We start from the raw sequence: 16,664 nt of genomic DNA, 5'->3' as shown, positions 1-16,664 counted from the left end.
CAATGCGAATATTTGTCTACGGCAGTTTACGACGCAAACAAGGCAACAGCCACTGGATGACGAACGCCCAGTGGCTGGGCGATTACGACATCGAAAACTACCAGCTCTTCAGTCTGGGGCACTACCCTGGGGCGGTGCCAGGCGAAGGCCTGGTGGTGGGCGAGGTGTATCGTATCGACGCTACAACGCTTGCGGAGCTGGACGCGTTGCGCACCGCGCGCGGCGAGTATAAACGTCAGCTTATCCAGACGCCGTACGGCAGCGCCTGGATGTATGTGTACCAGCGTTCTACCGAAGGGCTTACCCGCATCGAGAGCGGCAACTGGCTCGACAGGTAAAATCGTTCTTCCCTGAAACCACGCTCCGGCGTGGTTTTTTATTATCTGTAGTTTAATTAAAAATCTTTTTTAATAGATGTTTATTGCTTTTTAATAATTCTGGTGTTGAGGGAAATCATGAAAAATGAATGACGTTGCATTAATAAATAATGTCATCTCTCAACCGGCTTTAATTATCTCACTAATGCATTTTTAATTTATTTTTCAGTCGATTAATGTCATTTCGTTCATGGGCTGGGTGCTGTTCTTTTTTTAGAATTTATATCCCTTGATGCAATATCACCGGGAACATAAAATTCTCACGAATCCAAGGGCTGGTAAATATAAAGCGCACCATCTATTAGTGTGGTGAATTTTATATGAACCACTCGGGAATAGTTTGTAAGGAATCGTTTAATCTACTCAAGGAAATAACATGAAATTCAGCAAAGTTTCTCTGGCAGCGGCAATGGGTCTGATGCTGGCAGCAGGTATGGCTAATGCAAAAGATCAGGGCCACGGTAAAGTGACTTTTACCGGTTCTATCATTGATGCGCCGTGCTCCATTAACCCGGACAGCATCGATCAGACCGTAGGTATGGGTCAGATCTCTAACGTTGCGCTTAAAAAGAATGGTAACACCGGCACTTCCACACCGCGTAACTTTGAAATCAAGCTGGAAAACTGTGACGTCAGCACCCTGAAGACCGTGAAAACTACGTTCACTGGCGCGGAAGGGGCAACTGATGGTGCGCTGGGTATTACCGGTACGGCGAAAGGTGCAAGCATTGTCCTGACTAACGGTGACGGTGAGCAGATCAAACTGGGCGAAGCGTCTGAAGCACATGAACTGCAGGAAGGCAATAACACGCTGCTGTTCTCTGCTTACCTGCAGGGCGACGGTGCCTCCGCAACTATCGTTCCCGGTGATTTTACTGCTGTTGCTGACTTTACTCTGGCTTACCAGTAAGTCTTGCGTCATTGAGCAGCATACGTCCGCTCAGGCGGGCGTATGATTTTTCGCTTCCAGAGACGGACCTCATGACCAGATTCATGTGTTATGCGATAGCACTGGCCTTCGGAATCGCAACTTCTGCCGCGCAAGCGTCACAATCAGCCAGGCCAGCTTCAGAATTTGATATTGGCTTGAACGGCCGAGTAAATATGCAAGGCTCGATCGTTTCAAAAGCCTGTGATATTGCTATGGAGAGTCGCTACCAGTCTATCGAAATGCCAGACGAGTCCATCGGTGTTATCAGGCGTGCCGGAGAAGGCATCATAAAGCCATTTTCTATTCACCTGGTAAATTGCACATTTGATACTGGTGAGCCAGATAGCGCGCCATGGCAATTTTTGCAGGTCACCTTTGACGGTGCTGATGATGACGGCCTATTCCAGATCACGGGCGAGGCGGGTGGCGTTGCGCTAGCTATCGCCAGTAAAAAAGGAAAAGAGATTCATCCAGGGCAACCACTTCCTTATACGGACATCTCTACTGAAGATATTAAGTTGGATTACGAAATACGCTTGAAAACAAAGCATGGCGGATTACAGCCAGGCGCATATTCATCGATAATTAAATATCGAATTGATTATTTTTAATTGCCACTGTTTTCAGGTTTTTTATTTAATAACAGAGACAGAGATTGCCCGTAACCGGCAAAAGGGATATGGCCAGACTACATAATCAACAAGCCACTATATCGAAACTGATAGTGCCGTCAGCATTGGCTTTATGCATCTGCGCGTGTTTACGGACCCCCGCGATGGCCGCGAATGATATCCAGTTTAATACCGATGTATTAGATGTTAAAGATAAACAGAATATCGATCTGAGCCAGTTTTCAAAACGCGGCTATATTATGCCGGGTAATTATGATTTTAAAATAAAAGTTAATCAAAACGAACTGGAAGAGCAACCTGTCAGTGTATTTGCTTCTGAAAATGATAAAAGTCAGTCTGCAGTTTGTTTTACATCAGACCAGGTTAAAAAATTTGGTTTTAAAGAGAAATATCTGACGCAATTTAAAGTCTGGCATAACGGTCAATGCCTGGATGTCATGGCGCTGAAGGGCGTTGAAGTCACACCGGATCTTGGCAGCAGTACACTGGTGCTGAGCGTGCCGCAGGCGTATCTGGAATATACCTCTGATAACTGGGTGCCGCCCTCGATGTGGGAGAACGGTATTCCGGGTTTGATTGCCGATTACAACGTCAACGCCCAGACGCGTCATAACGAAAGCAATCAGGGCGGTGATGATAATTCCGTGTCCGGCAACGGAACCATTGGCGCCAACGTGGGGCCGTGGCGCCTGCGCGCCGACTGGCAGGCCAACTATGACTCGCAGTCAGAGAACACCAGCACGCAGAAAAAATGGACGTGGAGCCGGTTCCAGATGTACCGCGCGCTGCCGAAGATGGGCGCGAAGCTGACCGTCGGCGAAGACTACATGAATTCGGATCTCTTCGACAGCGTACGCTTTGCGGGGGCGAGCGTGGTGTCGGACGACAACATGCTGCCGCCCAACCTGCGCGGCTATGCGCCGGAAGTGACTGGCGTGGCGAAAACTAACGCCAAAGTCACCATTTCGCAGCAGGGGCGCGTAATTTATGAAACACAGGTCGCGGCGGGGCCGTTTGCCATTCAGGATTTGAATAACTCCGTCGCGGGCGCGCTCGATGTCCGCGTGCAGGAGCAGGACGGTTCGGTGCAGGAATATAAAGTCAATACGGCCTCGATCCCGTACCTGACACGACCCGGTAGCGTGCGTTACAAGCTGTATGCCGGTCGGCCAAGTACCTACGATCACCATAGCGAAGCCAGTGGTTTCGGCTCTGGCGAATTTTCCTGGGGTATTAGCAACGGCTGGTCGCTCTACGGTGGTCTGGTGGCGAGCCGCAACTATCTGGCGACGGCGTTGGGTGTGGGCCGTGATCTGATGGCGCTGGGTGCGCTGGCGTTCGACATCACGCGCTCTGGCGCGAAGCTGAATAACGGTGAAGACCGGCACGGGCAGTCTTATCGAGTGAGCTACTCGAAGCGCTTTGACGATACGGGGAGTCAGGTCACTTTTGCAGGTTATCGTTTCTCTGAACAAGACTTTATGAGCTTTAACGATTATCTGAATTATCGAGCGGATAATGGCAGCTTTATGCAGAGCAAGGAGATGTACACGGTCTCTTTCAACCAGGAATTTGAAAGTCTGGGGCTGAGCGCATACCTGAACTATTCGCATCAGACCTACTGGAATAACCCGGCGGAGGATCGTTATAGCCTGTCGCTATCGCGTTATTTCGATATTGGAAAAATGAAAAATATTAGCGCATCGCTGACGGCCTATCGTAACAAATTTAACGGTGATAATGACGATGGTTTGTATGTGTCCATGTCTGTGCCGATGGGAGATACCGGCACTCTGGGGCTGAACTCGTCTTATAGCGCTGACACTAACAGTCATAACGTGAGCTATTACAACCGCCTCGCCAACGGCGACAACTACCGTATTGCTGCTGGCGGCAGCGATGATGGCGGCAACCTGAGCGGATTCTATGATCATCCGGGCGATTTGGCAGAGGTGAGCGGTAATGTGGATTATCAGCACGGGCAGTACAGCTCTGCCGGGGTATCGCTGCGCGGCGGGATGACGGCCACAGCGAAAGGCGCTGCGCTACATCGCACCAACGTCATGGGCGGGACGCGCGTGCTGCTGGATACCGGCGACGCTGCGGATATTCCGGTTCAGGGTTATGCGGGCACGACCAAAACCAACCATTTTGGTAAAGCCGTAGTAACAGACGTTAGCGACTACAGCAAAAACAGTCTGAACATTGATATCAACAACCTGCCGGAAAATGCCGAAGCGTCTGCATCGGTCGTGCAGGCCACCCTGACCGAAGGGGCGATTGGCTATCGCAAATTTAACGTCATTTCAGGGATGAAGGCGATGGCGATTATTCGCCTTGCGGATGGCACCTTCCCGCCGTTTGGCGCCAGCGTGCTGAACGAGGAAAAACAGGAGGTCGGCATCGTCAACGACGAAGGTCAGGCTTACCTGAGCGGACTCAAATCAGGTCGCAAATTACAGGTTAACTGGAGTGGCGCAACACAGTGTGTGGTCACACTGCCAGAACACCTGCAAGGGACGAGCGAGAACGGAAATCTGCTGTTGCCGTGCCATTAAGACACGGTGGTAAACCGATAAACAAAACAGGTCATTAATCATGTTAAGCACCAAAAAAAATGTTTTCGCCGTTGCCCTTGTGCTGGCTGGAGTTATGGCAACCCAACAGGCCTCTGCGGCGATTGCCCTCGATCGCACCCGTGTAGTTTATAACGGCGGCGAAAAATCAATCAGTCTATCCATCAGTAATGAAAATAAAAGTCTACCTTATCTTGCACAGGCATGGATTGAAGACGCACAGGGTAACAAGGTTACGTCACCGCTGAATGTGCTGCCGCCAGTACAGCGCGTGGAGGCCGGGGCGAAAAGTCAGGTTAAAGTACAGGCTTCTATGGCGATTGCGTCCTTGCCGCAGGACAGAGAAACCCTGTTCTACTTCAACCTGCGTGAAATTCCGCCGCGCAGTAATAAGCCAAATACGCTGCAAATTGCCTTGCAGACCCGCATCAAGTTATTTTATCGCCCTGCGGCGGTTGGCCTTGATAAAACTCAGGCAGCTGAAGGCGACTGGGTGGAAAAAGTGACTCTGAAGCGCCAGGGCGATAAATATGTGGTTAATAACCCGACACCTTATTTTCTGACCATTGTTGAAGGTACTACGAGCGTCAAAGGTAAACAGGTTAGCTTTGAGCCAGTCATGGTTAGTCCAAAAGGAAGTGCAGCAATTGAGGCCAGCGCTACTGCATTTGGTAATAACCCGGTTCTTACTTATGTAAATGATTACGGCGGCCGCCCACATATTCAGTTCAACTGTAACGGCGCGCTCTGTACCGCGAAGTTACTGAAAGATAAAAATTAAGTGGCGACATTAAAGGAATCGTAATGAAAAGGATGACTCAACTAATAGCAACTGGAATTGTGTTTAGCTTAATGATGCCAGCGTTTGCTGATGAGCCAATCTTAGCAGATAGCGGTGAGCTTTATGTCCATGGGGTTTTGCGTGAAAATACCTGTCGATTAGAGATGGATTCTGCCTGGCAAGATATTGATCTCGGTGATACTACACGCGCAGATGTTAATCTGGTTGGCAAGATGACGAAGCCGATTACAGTGACGCTTTACTTGCGTGACTGTCCAGAAATACCAACTCGTAGTGCTAATATTACGGCATTGACCCACACCCGTAGTACGCAGCAGCCTGCCTATCAGGCACGCTTCGTAGCTGTAACTGATACAATGAGACCTGAATTGATTAAAGTTACGGGTGCATCTGGCATCGGGTTACGGTTAAAAGACAGCCATGGGAAAACCGTGAAGATTGATCAGCCAGGCGATACGGTGTTGCTAAACCCAGGGCAGGACAGTGTGAGCTATACCCTTCAGGTCGAGCGCACCAATACCCCTCTGATACCGGGACCTTATCATGCGTTAATCCAGTTCAGCATGATGTATCAGTAATGAGTAGACAGTAGATTCAGTCATTTTACCCGGTAGTACAAAAGTTACCGAGGAAAATTGCCGGGCGGATTGGTATGAGATGACCTGACAATCATTATTATAAGATCAACTAAAAATATTAAGGACAGAAATAACGAACATGCCTGGCGCGGGAGTAATCGCATTGGGATTAATCACAAAAAAATAATTTTTAATATACTGAATTCAGTGAGCGGTTATATGCTCTCTGGTAATGAATTAACTTTTGAAAAAAACAATGGTGACGGTGAGCAACTAATGAAGCAGATAATAAGCTTATTAAGCCTGGCAATATTTATATCGTTTGCCGTACAGGCCACAGATAATATGTCATTTCACGGTACGCTGGTAGCGCCACCCTGCACCGTTAATAATGGGCAAACAATTGAAGTCTTTTTCGGTGAAAATATGGGGGTCAACAAAATTGATGGCAACAATTATAAACAACCAGTGAATTACTCCATCAGTTGCGCGGAAGATTACAGTATAAACAGTCTGGCTATTGTTGTGGAAACGACTCGACCAGCGATTTTTGACAACGCAGCGGTAAACACTGATAAAAGTGGTCTTGGTATTCGCATTTTGGTAGATGGAGCGGCAGCGGTATTTTCAAAGCGCGTTGCGGTAAGTAATTTGTCATCCCTGCCTGTTATCGAAGCAGTGCCTGTACAAGACCCTGCCGTTGTGCTGACAGCAGGTGCATTTGACGCAACAATGACGCTGCGTACTGATTATCTCTAGGATCAGAAGATGATAAAATTTAATCCGCTATTTTTCGTTACGCTTATACTGACATCGGTTTATGCTAATGCAACGGATGAAAACGTGCATTTTTCTGGTGCACTGGTAAGTGAACCCTGCACTCTTCCGGACGCTGACACAGATATTAATCTGAATTTTGGAACGATTGTCGAAAAATATCTTTATAAGTATGAGCGAACAAAAAGCCAGCCTTTTACTATTCATCTGGAAGAGTGCGATCCCAGCATTTTTAACACTGTGAGCGTGACCTTTCAAGGGACGGCAGATCCGGTGTTGATTAACTTTTTGGCACTTGATGCATCCAGCACAGCAAAAGGCGTAGCGATTGGGCTGGAACTGGCTGATGGTAGGCCATTGGCTATTAATAAAGCCAGTCCTTTCACACAACTTAGTAGTGGTAATAATACGTTGACTTTTAATGCCTTCTTACAGGCACAACCAACAGTTATAGCCAGTAAAAGTTTGACACCAGGAGATTTTACAGCGATAAGTACATTCTTATTAACTTATCAATAAGATCTGCAAGATAGAAACATTCTCCATTATAATCTTGTGAAATTTCATTTTTAATATAAATTAATTTTATACTGTTAATGCAGGCAATAAGAAATTTAATGGATGCTTTATTGTTTTCATGGTGAAACTTTGAATTATTATTCATTATTAAAATAACTGCTCATACTTGAATTGTTCATTGGGGAAAGTTTTTTGTATATGCTGTCTGATGACTATACCAGTCACCTGATTAACGAAAAAACCCCTGGGGTTTCTAAAGGATTCCAGAAGGATGCTCAAGGGGGTTTTAATTTTTGATAAATAAAATTAGACGATTGGTCTGTGATCGACATCATGAAACCGCTTCTTTTCATTGCTTTGCAAATATTCTTCTGCCTTTATATTCCCTGCTCCGGCGGTGTTGGTGTTCAACTGCCATATAACCTAATGCTTTTTATATGGCTTAGTGTTTGCCTTGCATGTATTACACGCACCAGTTGCATTGTCATGTTACCCCATCATCAGCATTTAATTTTTGCTGGCAGCGTATGTCTTTGCGTGATGTGGTTTATCCACAACGAAACTAATCCTGGCATCCTGGTTATGCTTCTGGTTTTGGCCGGATGGTGGATATTGAATCGCCTGTATTTTTTGCAGGAAGCGCGGTGTATTGTTCTCTTGTGCGTTTTTCTTCTTACTCTTTGTCAGAGTATGATTGGACTCATTCAGACCTTCAGCCCCCATCTCGCCATGCCGCTTTATGAGTATGACTGGCTGCGCAATCAGGGGCGCCCTTATGGCATCTTCCAGCAGGTGAATCTGCTCGCGAGTTTTCTCGCCTCCGGCATCGGCTGCGGTTTTTTGCTATTGCTCCAGCAACGCCTGCGTAGAAACGCGCTGCTGTGTATCGCCGGGCTGGGCCTGCTGACGTTTGTGCTGGTGCTCAATCAGTCCCGCGCCGGCGAAATCGGCGCTATCCTGATTGTCCTGTGCCTTGCCGCGCTGCTGTGGCGTCAGCATCCGGCGCGTATTGCAGCGGCATTAATACTGATGGCGATAAGCGCGGCAACCGCCTGGTACATCACGCAGCATACGACGGTGCTGATAAACGGCGTGCCGTACTCTATGGCGCGCGACTATGCCGGTTCAACACATGCCCGCTGGCAAATTCTGGCCATTACCTGGCAGATGATCATGGAAAAACCCTGGCTTGGCTGGGGCTACGGCACGTTTGAATATGCCTTCAGCCGCTTTATGCTGGCGCACCCGGAACAGGGCTACACCTATTCCAGTATCGTGACCCACCCGCATAACGAACTGCTGTATGCCTGGTTCCAGGGCGGCGTGGTGGCGCTGTCAGGTATGCTTTTACTGTTCGCAGGCTGGGTGAAAATAGTGATGAACGCCTGGCGGCAGGGCCGGATGCAGACGGGCTACGCGCTGCTGATTATTCCGCTGCTGGTGCACCTCAATCTGGAATATCCGTTTTACCAGTCGTTCGTGCACTTTGGGCTGTTTATCCTGCTGCTGCGCCTCGGCGTTATCGATAAACCGCACAGCCCGACACAGCGCGCAGGCGTGAGCCTGCGCGTCACGATCGGCGCGGCGGCTGCTGCGCTGCTGGCCTTTAGCCTGACGGCGCTCTACGCCGGTTATCAGCTCACGATGCTTGAGCGCGCCCATCTGGCGAATTTCCCGCGCCCTGTGCCGTGGTATTTCGCGCTTCAGGGCGAACGGGCGGAATTTGACGAAAATGTGGCGCGCCTGATCGACTACAACCGTACCCATAATGAAGCCGATCTCGACACGTTTATGGCCTGGGCTGCGCGCTACTCGCTGCGCCATAACGATAAAAACATCTGGCAGAGCATGATCGTGATTACGCAGCACAAGGGCGATATCGCCGCCACCGCCCGCCTTCGCGCGCAGTACAATCGCCTGTTTCCTGTTGTTCAAACCAGCGATTCGCCGTAAACCTGCGCTGTCATAAAACTGCCATAAAAGTTTTAGCGTGACTAATTAGGTACTTAACTCCTGCTACCATTTCTCTTTCTCTGCACCCCATAAAGCTCGTATTTGGCAGGCCGATAGATCCGAAGCGCCCCCATTCAGGCGCGCCTACACCATGGGAAACAGAGTATGAAATTAAACCACCTGACAATCGGGCAACGACTCGGTCTGCTGGCGGCGTTACTGCTTGTCGCGGTGCTCTTTATCGGCATTCGCGGCCTGATGATCAACGCCGACGGGCTTGAGCAAAATAACAATATTATGGCCACGGAAAAGGTGATAGCAGAGAGCATCGACACCGCGCGTAACGCGCAGGTGCAGTTCAAAATCCAGGTACAGGAGTGGAAAAACACCCTGCTGCGCGGCACGCAGGGGCAGGCGGCGTTTGATAAATACAAAGCCGCGTTTGTCGATCAGAGTGACAAAACCCAGGCGCTGCTGAACCGCCTGACGACGCTCCTGCCGCAGCTTGGCATGGGCGTGGATGAAGTCCGCCAGACCCTTGCGCTGCATGAGGATCTGGAAAAAAGCTATCTGGCGGCGATTACGCAATATAACGTTGCCGACCCGACGAGCGCCCAGCGCGTCGATAAGCTGGTGAGCGGCATCGACCGGGAGCCGACCCGGATGATTGATGAAGTGGTGGCGAAAACGCTGAAGCAGGCGGATGTCCTGACCCGCGAAACGGAAGCACGCAATCTGTCGCAGTATCAGCAGACCCGCACCATGCTGCTTATCACGATGGCGCTGACGCTTATCGCGAGCATTATGATCACCTTCTGGCTGGTGCGCAGCATTACGCGTCCGCTGGCGCAGGCCGTAACCATCGCCCGCAACGTCGCCGCCGGTGATTTGCAGACGGCGATTACCGTCAGCGGTCGCGATGAAACCGCTGAGCTGATGAGCGCGCTTCAGGAGATGAACGTCAACCTGACCCGCATTGTGGCGGGCGTGCGCAACGGCACCGAAACCATCGCTACCGCATCGACGCAAATCGCCACCGGCAGCCGTGAACTCTCGGCGCGCAACGAAGCGCAGGCGAGCGCGCTGGAAGAGACCGCGGCGTCGATGGAAGAGCTGACGTCGGTTGTGAAAAACAACGCCGAAAACTCCCGCTTTGCGAGCGACATCGCGCGCGACGCGTGTCAGGTGGCCGGGCAGGGCGGTCAGGTGGTCGAGCGCGTGGTGCAGACCATGAGCGAAATCCATCAGTTCTCGACCGAAATCAGCAACATCATCAGCGTTATCGATGGCATCGCCTTCCAGACCAACATTCTGGCGCTTAACGCGGCGGTCGAAGCGGCGCGCGCAGGCGCGGAAGGACGCGGCTTTGCCGTCGTGGCGGCGGAAGTGCGCGCGCTGGCGCAGCGTTCCAGCTCGGCGGCGCAGGATATTCGTAACCTGATCGACCGCTCCGTCAGCCGTATCGACGAGGGCAACAGTCTGGTGAAAGGCGCGGGCAGCGCGATGGAAGATATCCTGAAAAGCGTGCAGCGCGTGAGCGAGCTGGTGGAAACCATTTCGATGGCGAACCGCGAGCAGAGCACCGGGATCGATCAGGTGAATATCGCCGTGACGCAGATGGACGCCTCGACGCAGCAGAACGCCGCGCTGTCGCAGGAGTCCGCCGCGGCGGCCCAGTCGATGCAGTATCAGGCTGAGAAGCTGCTGGATTCCGTCAGCGTCTTCCGTCTGGCGGCGCACCGGGACGAAGCGCTGGCGTAACGCCCATAAAAAAACACCGCCTTCGGGCGGTGTTTTTTCATTCGCGGCGAATTACTTCTTCGCGCGTTCGAAAGAGGCGCGGATCTCTTCTTTAGCGGCTTCGGCGTTTTCCCAGCCTTCCACTTTAACCCACTTGCCTTTTTCCAGATCTTTGTAGTGTTCAAAGAAGTGGGTGATCTGCGCTTTCAGCAGTTCCGGCAGGTCATTCACGTCTTTGATGTGATCGTATTCTTTAGAGAGCTTGGTGTGCGGTACCGCAACCAGTTTGGCGTCTTCGCCAGACTCGTCGGTCATTTTCAGCACGCCAACCGGACGGCAGCGGATCACGGAGCCCGGCTGCAGCGGGTACGGCGTCGGGACCAGCACGTCAACCGGGTCGCCGTCCAGAGACAGGGTGTGGTTGATGTAGCCGTAGTTGCACGGGTAGAACATCGCGGTGGACATAAAACGGTCAACGAACAGCGCGCCGCTCTCTTTGTCCACTTCATATTTAATAGGATCAGCGTTAGCCGGAATTTCAATAATAACGTAGATGTCTTCCGGCAGATCTTTGCCCGCAGGTACGTTCAGTAAGCTCATGTCTGTTTCCTTAAAAATGTATGGCAAACAAGTGCCAGGTATTATAGCCAACTGCACTGGAAAGTCGTGGACTCTTTTGTTTCACCGGTTAGCCTGCTGCACCTTTCAGCGTTTTCCCATGACACGTTCATCCATAAAGCCAGCTGCATCCTCAATAAATTACTGAAAACGTTTACAAAGCGCTATTTTTGACCCTTTTTACGCTAAAAATTTTTGCCCGAAGCAGGGCTGACGCCTGCCGCGCCGTATAACGGCTGGCGTGAAATCCTGCGCCTTCTGATTTTTAACTTTTTCGTTACTTTTTTGAATTGTGATGTAACGCATTCAGTTACATCCACGCTTGTCTATAGTTTCGCCTGAGGTGGACTCTTACCCAACAATAACCCTACGAGGATACCCTTATGTGGAAGCGCTTACTTGTTGTCACAGCAGTTTCGGCAGCCATGTCGTCTATGGCATTGGCTGCCCCGTTAACCGTGGGATTTTCACAGGTCGGCTCTGAATCGGGCTGGCGCGCGGCGGAAACCAGCGTTGCGAAAAGCGAGGCGCAGAAGCGCGGCATTACGCTGAAAGTCGCCGATGGTCAGCAGAAACAGGAGAACCAGATTAAAGCGGTGCGTTCGTTTATCGCCCAGGGAGTGGACGCGATTTTTATCGCGCCGGTGGTGGCGACGGGCTGGGAGCCGGTACTGAAAGAGGCGAAAGACGCGGAGATCCCGGTGATGCTGCTGGACCGCTCCATTGATGTCAAAGATAAGTCGCTCTACATGACCACCGTCACCGCCGACAACGTGCTGGAAGGCAAGCTTATCGGCGACTGGCTGGTGAAAACTGCCGCGGGCAAACCGTGCAACGTGGTGGAGTTGCAGGGCACCGTCGGCGCGAGCGTGGCTATCGATCGTAAGAAAGGGTTTGCCGAGGCGATTTCCAAAGCGCCGAACATCAAGATTATCCGTTCTCAGTCCGGCGATTTTACCCGCTCGAAAGGTAAAGAAGTCATGGAGAGCTTTATCAAGGCCGAGAACAACGGCAAAAACATCTGCATGGTTTACGCCCATAACGACGATATGGCGATCGGCGCCATTCAGGCCATCAAAGAGGCCGGGCTGAAACCGGGCAAAGATATCCTGACGGGCTCTATTGACGGCGTGCCGGATATTTTCAAAGCGATGGTGGACGGCGAGGCGAACGCGAGCGTGGAGCTGACCCCGAACATGGCGGGTCCGGCGTTCGACGCGCTGGAGAAATTCAAGAAGGACGGCACCCAGCCTCCGAAGCTGACCATTACCCAGTCGGTGCTGTATCTGCCGGATACCGCCAAAGAGATGTTAGAGAAGAAGAAAACGATGGGGTATTGATTCACCGGCGTGACGCGCTTCTTACGGCCCTGACGGCGGGTGCGCGTTGCTTACCCGCCCTACATATTGCCCGCTCTTTGACAGGTAGGGCGGGTAAGCGCAGCGCCATATGAACCTGTAGGGCGGGTAAGCGCAGCGCACCCGCCGCGCCAGCCAACATCACGCTAACCGCAACACGCCAGGCTCAGGCTTCAGGAGAGTCCGACCATGCATAACGATAACCATCAGGAAATCCTGCGAACGGAAGGCCTGAGCAAAACGTTTCCCGGCGTAAAGGCCCTCGACCAGGTCGATTTCAGCCTGCGGCGCGGGGAGATCATGGCGCTGCTCGGCGAAAACGGCGCCGGTAAATCGACGCTGATTAAAGCGCTCACCGGCGTTTACCAGCCCGACGGCGGCACCATTTATCTCGGCGGCGAGGCCGTACGGCCGCGCAATACCGCGCACGCGCAACAGCTCGGCATCGGCACCGTATACCAGGAGGTTAACCTGCTGCCCAACATGTCGGTGGCGGACAACCTGTTTATTGGCCGCGAGCCGCGCCGTTTTGGCCTGCTGCGCCGCAAAGAGATGGAAAAACGCGCTACGGCGCTGCTCGAATCCTATGGGTTTCATCTTGACGTTCGCGAGCCGCTGAACCGCTTTTCGGTCGCGATGCAGCAGATCGTCGCTATCTGCCGCGCCATCGATCTCTCGGCGCGCGTGCTGATCCTCGATGAGCCCACCGCCAGCCTCGACGCCAAAGAGGTCGAGATGCTCTTTACCCTGATGCGCCAGCTACGCGCGCAGGGCGTCAGCCTTATCTTCGTCACGCATTTTCTCGATCAGGTCTATGAAGTCACGGATCGCATCACGGTGCTGCGTAACGGGAAATTTGTCGGCACGCGCGACACCGCCGACCTGCCGCAAATCGAACTGGTGAAAATGATGCTGGGGCGCGAGCTTGAGAGCAACGCGCTGCAGCGCGCCGGACGCACGCTGCTGAGCGAAAAACCGGTCGCGGCATTCCATGATTACGGCAAAAAAGGCGTTATCGCGCCGTTTTCCCTGGAAGTACGCCCCGGCGAAATCGTCGGCCTGGCGGGCCTGCTCGGCTCCGGACGCACCGAAACGGCGGAAGTCATCTTCGGCATCCACCCGGCAGACAGCGGCACCGCCGCCATTAAAGGCAAACCGCAGACGCTGCGCTCGCCGCAGCAGGCGTCACGGCTCGGGATCGGTTTTTGCCCTGAAGACCGGAAAACCGACGGCATCATCGGCGCCGCTTCGGTGCGCGAAAACATTATTCTGGCGCTGCAGGCCCAGCGCGGCTGGCTGCGCCCGATCCCGCGGCGCGAGCAGGATGAGATCGCCGCCCGCTTTATTCGCCAGCTCGGCATCCGCACGCCGGGCCCGGAGCAGCCGATTGAATTTCTCTCCGGCGGCAACCAGCAAAAAGTCCTGCTGTCGCGCTGGCTGCTGACGAAACCGCAGTTTCTGATCCTCGACGAGCCGACGCGCGGCATCGACGTCGGCGCCCATGCGGAGATCATCCGGCTTATCGAAACCCTGTGCGCCGACGGGTTGGCCCTGCTGGTCATCTCGTCTGAGCTGGAAGAGCTGGTGGGCTACGCCGACCGGGTGATTATTCTGCGCGACCGCCAGCAGGTGGCGGAGATCCCGCTTGAGGATCTCTCGGTCGGCGCCATTATGAATGCCATTGCGGCATAAGGAGCTACGCGTGATGCCTCGTTCATTACCGGATACGGGCGCGCCGAAGCGGCGCTTACGCTTCCCGCCCGGCATGCCGCAAATCGCGGCGCTGATGCTGGTGTTGCTGGTCGACGGCCTGGTGGCGGATCACTTTTTCCAGATAGTGTTGCAGGACGGGCGGCTCTTCGGCAGCCCGATAGATATCCTCAACCGCGCCGCCCCCGTGGCGCTGCTGGCGATCGGCATGACGCTGGTCATCGCCACCGGCGGGATCGATCTCTCCGTCGGCGCGGTGATGGCGATTGCGGGCGCGACCGCCGCGACGCTGACCGTGAGCGGGCACAGTCTCGCCGTCGTGATTCTGGCGTCGCTCGGCGTCGGCGTGCTGGCCGGTCTCTGGAACGGCATCCTGGTGGCGGTGCTGAAGATCCAGCCTTTCGTGGCGACGCTGATACTGATGGTCGCCGGGCGCGGCGTGGCGCAGCTGATTACGTCCGGGCAGATTGTGACGTTCAACTCGCCGTCTCTCGCCTGGCTTGGCAGCGGATCGCTGTTTTTCTTCCCGACGCCGGTCATCATCGCGATCGTGACGCTGCTGGCGTTCTGGCTTTTTACCCGTAAAACCGCGCTCGGCATGTTTATTGAAGCTGTCGGTATCAACATTCGCGCGGCGAAAAACGCGGGCGTCAGTACCCGGCTCATCGTCATGCTCACCTATATGCTGAGCGGCCTGTGCGCGGCGATTGCCGGGATCATCGTCGCGGCGGATATCCGCGGCGCGGACGCCAACAACGCCGGGCTGTGGCTTGAGCTCGATGCCATTCTGGCAGTGGTGATTGGCGGCGCGTCGCTGATGGGCGGGCGCTTTAACCTGGCGCTGTCGGTCGTCGGCGCGCTGATTATTCAGGGGATGAACACCGGGATTCTGCTGTCGGGCTTTCCGCCGGAGCTGAACCAGGTCGTGAAAGCGGTCGTGGTGCTGTGCGTGCTGGTTGTTCAGTCGCCGCGATTTATAGGTCTGATTAAAGGAGTGCGCCGCCATGATAAAACGTAATCTGCCGCTGACCATCACGCTCGCGGTGTTTGTGCTCGGCTACCTCTACTGCCTGACGCAGTTCCCCGGGTTCGCCTCCACGCGCGTGATTTGCAATATCCTGACCGATAACGCGTTTCTCGGGATCATCGCCGTCGGCATGACGTTTGTGATCCTCTCCGGCGGCATCGATCTCTCGGTTGGCTCGGTGATCGCCTTCACCGGCGTGTTCCTCGCCAAAGCGATCGGCTTCTGGGGCATGTCGCCGCTGGTGGCGTTTCCGCTGATCCTGCTGATGGGCTGCGCGTTCGGCGCGCTGATGGGCTGGCTTATCGATGCGCTCAAAATCCCGGCGTTTATCATTACGCTCGCCGGTATGTTCTTTCTGCGCGGCGTCAGTTATCTGGTGTCTGAGGAGTCGATCCCGATTAACCACCCGATTTACGACACGCTCTCAAGCCTCGCGTGGAAAATCCCCGGCGGCGGACGGCTTAGCGCAATGGGCCTGCTGATGCTGGGCGTGGTGGTGACTGGCATTTTCCTCGCGCACCGCACCCGGTTTGGCAACCAGGTTTACGCCATCGGCGGCAGCGCCACGTCCGCCAACCTGATGGGCATCTCCACCCGCAGCGTCACCGTACGTATTTATATGCTCTCGACCGGGCTTGCCACGCTCGCGGGCATTGTTTTCTCCATTTACACCTCGGCGGGCTACGCGCTGGCGGGCGTGGGTGTTGAACTGGACGCCATCGCGTCGGTGGTCATCGGCGGCACGCTGCTCTCCGGCGGCGTCGGTACGGTGCTCGGGACGCTGTTTGGCGTCGCCATTCAGGGGCTTATCCAGACCTATATTAACTTCGACGGCACGTTAAGCTCCTGGTGGACCAAAATCGCCATCGGGCTGCTGCTGTTTATTTTTATCGCGCTGCAGCGCGGGCTGACGGTGCTGTGGGAAAACCGCCAGAGCGCCGAGGTCACGCGTGTGACGCCGCACTAAGTTTTCAGTTATAAGATATTGATCTGACTAAACTGTATAAACTTTCCCCGGTAATTGCCGATAGTTTTTTCTTCAATGGATCAAGCTATCGCGATTACC

The 16,664-nt window shown here is 53.4% G+C and carries 15 protein-coding genes; 14 read left to right on the top strand and 1 reads right to left on the bottom strand.

Going from position 1 to position 16,664, the window contains the following annotated elements:
• Window positions 1-2 precede the first annotated feature (2 nt).
• The 10 genes from AFK65_RS16965 (at window position 3) to AFK65_RS16920 (ending at window position 10,906) form a co-directional block, all read left to right on the top strand.
• Window positions 3-338: a gamma-glutamylcyclotransferase family protein gene (locus tag AFK65_RS16965; protein ID WP_007701975.1), complete on the top strand. Its 336-nt coding sequence runs from the start codon at window positions 3-5 to the stop codon at window positions 336-338.
• Between the two features lie 415 nt (window positions 339-753).
• Window positions 754-1,287 (top strand): fimbrial protein, encoded by a 534-nt coding sequence (locus tag AFK65_RS16960; protein WP_007701972.1) that lies wholly within the window; start codon window positions 754-756, stop codon window positions 1,285-1,287.
• 71 nt (window positions 1,288-1,358) lie between these two features.
• Window positions 1,359-1,919 (top strand): fimbrial protein, encoded by a 561-nt coding sequence (locus AFK65_RS16955; RefSeq protein WP_236612712.1) that lies wholly within the window; start codon window positions 1,359-1,361, stop codon window positions 1,917-1,919.
• 68 nt (window positions 1,920-1,987) lie between these two features.
• Window positions 1,988-4,498, top strand: a complete 2,511-nt coding sequence (locus AFK65_RS16950) for an outer membrane usher protein (RefSeq protein ID WP_148562761.1) — start codon at window positions 1,988-1,990, stop codon at window positions 4,496-4,498.
• Between the two features lie 40 nt (window positions 4,499-4,538).
• Window positions 4,539-5,297 carry a fimbria/pilus periplasmic chaperone gene (locus AFK65_RS16945; RefSeq protein ID WP_007701966.1) on the top strand — a complete coding sequence of 253 codons (759 nt, stop codon included), beginning with the start codon at window positions 4,539-4,541 and terminating at the stop codon, window positions 5,295-5,297.
• A gap of 23 nt (window positions 5,298-5,320) precedes the next feature.
• The gene (locus AFK65_RS16940) at window positions 5,321-5,896 is read left to right on the top strand and encodes a fimbrial protein (RefSeq protein ID WP_032804946.1); all 576 of its coding nucleotides are present in this window, start codon (window positions 5,321-5,323) and stop codon (window positions 5,894-5,896) included.
• 219 nt (window positions 5,897-6,115) lie between these two features.
• A complete protein-coding gene (locus tag AFK65_RS16935) occupies window positions 6,116-6,655 on the top strand; it encodes a fimbrial protein (protein ID WP_321572190.1) in 540 nt (179 codons plus the stop codon).
• A 9-nt stretch (window positions 6,656-6,664) separates the two neighbouring features.
• A complete protein-coding gene (locus AFK65_RS21335; RefSeq protein WP_167343473.1) occupies window positions 6,665-7,192 on the top strand; it encodes a fimbrial protein in 528 nt (175 codons plus the stop codon).
• Between the two features lie 690 nt (window positions 7,193-7,882).
• Entirely contained in the window at window positions 7,883-9,145 is a 1,263-nt protein-coding gene (locus AFK65_RS16925) for an O-antigen ligase family protein (protein WP_226993461.1), read from the top strand.
• Between the two features lie 165 nt (window positions 9,146-9,310).
• Window positions 9,311-10,906, top strand: coding sequence for a methyl-accepting chemotaxis protein (locus tag AFK65_RS16920; RefSeq protein WP_038856228.1), 1,596 nt, complete (start codon window positions 9,311-9,313; stop codon window positions 10,904-10,906).
• A 51-nt stretch (window positions 10,907-10,957) separates the two neighbouring features.
• Here the strand turns inward: AFK65_RS16920 and ppa are convergent, their stop codons facing one another.
• Window positions 10,958-11,485: an inorganic diphosphatase gene (ppa, locus tag AFK65_RS16915; RefSeq protein WP_038856230.1), complete on the bottom strand. Its 528-nt coding sequence runs from the start codon at window positions 11,483-11,485 to the stop codon at window positions 10,958-10,960.
• Between the two features lie 401 nt (window positions 11,486-11,886).
• Here ppa and ytfQ point away from each other — a divergent pair, with 401 nt between their 5' ends.
• The 4 genes from ytfQ to yjfF all read left to right on the top strand — a co-directional run bounded on the left by ytfQ (window position 11,887) and on the right by yjfF (window position 16,565).
• Window positions 11,887-12,843 (top strand): galactofuranose ABC transporter, galactofuranose-binding protein YtfQ, encoded by a 957-nt coding sequence (gene ytfQ / locus AFK65_RS16910; protein WP_032804944.1) that lies wholly within the window; start codon window positions 11,887-11,889, stop codon window positions 12,841-12,843.
• Between the two features lie 207 nt (window positions 12,844-13,050).
• Window positions 13,051-14,553 carry a galactofuranose ABC transporter, ATP-binding protein YtfR gene (gene ytfR, locus AFK65_RS16905; protein WP_038856231.1) on the top strand — a complete coding sequence of 501 codons (1,503 nt, stop codon included), beginning with the start codon at window positions 13,051-13,053 and terminating at the stop codon, window positions 14,551-14,553.
• A gap of 13 nt (window positions 14,554-14,566) precedes the next feature.
• Window positions 14,567-15,589 carry a galactofuranose ABC transporter, ATP-binding protein YtfT gene (gene ytfT / locus AFK65_RS16900; RefSeq protein WP_038856233.1) on the top strand — a complete coding sequence of 341 codons (1,023 nt, stop codon included), beginning with the start codon at window positions 14,567-14,569 and terminating at the stop codon, window positions 15,587-15,589.
• Window positions 15,576-16,565 (top strand): galactofuranose ABC transporter, permease protein YjfF, encoded by a 990-nt coding sequence (yjfF, locus tag AFK65_RS16895; protein ID WP_038856235.1) that lies wholly within the window; start codon window positions 15,576-15,578, stop codon window positions 16,563-16,565. The genes ytfT and yjfF overlap by 14 nt, the downstream gene beginning before the upstream one ends.
• Window positions 16,566-16,664 lie beyond the last annotated feature (99 nt).

The organism is Cronobacter universalis NCTC 9529, assembly GCF_001277175.1.
Lineage (GTDB): Bacteria > Pseudomonadota > Gammaproteobacteria > Enterobacterales > Enterobacteriaceae > Cronobacter > Cronobacter universalis.
This window is presented reverse-complemented; position numbering and strand designations above follow the sequence as displayed.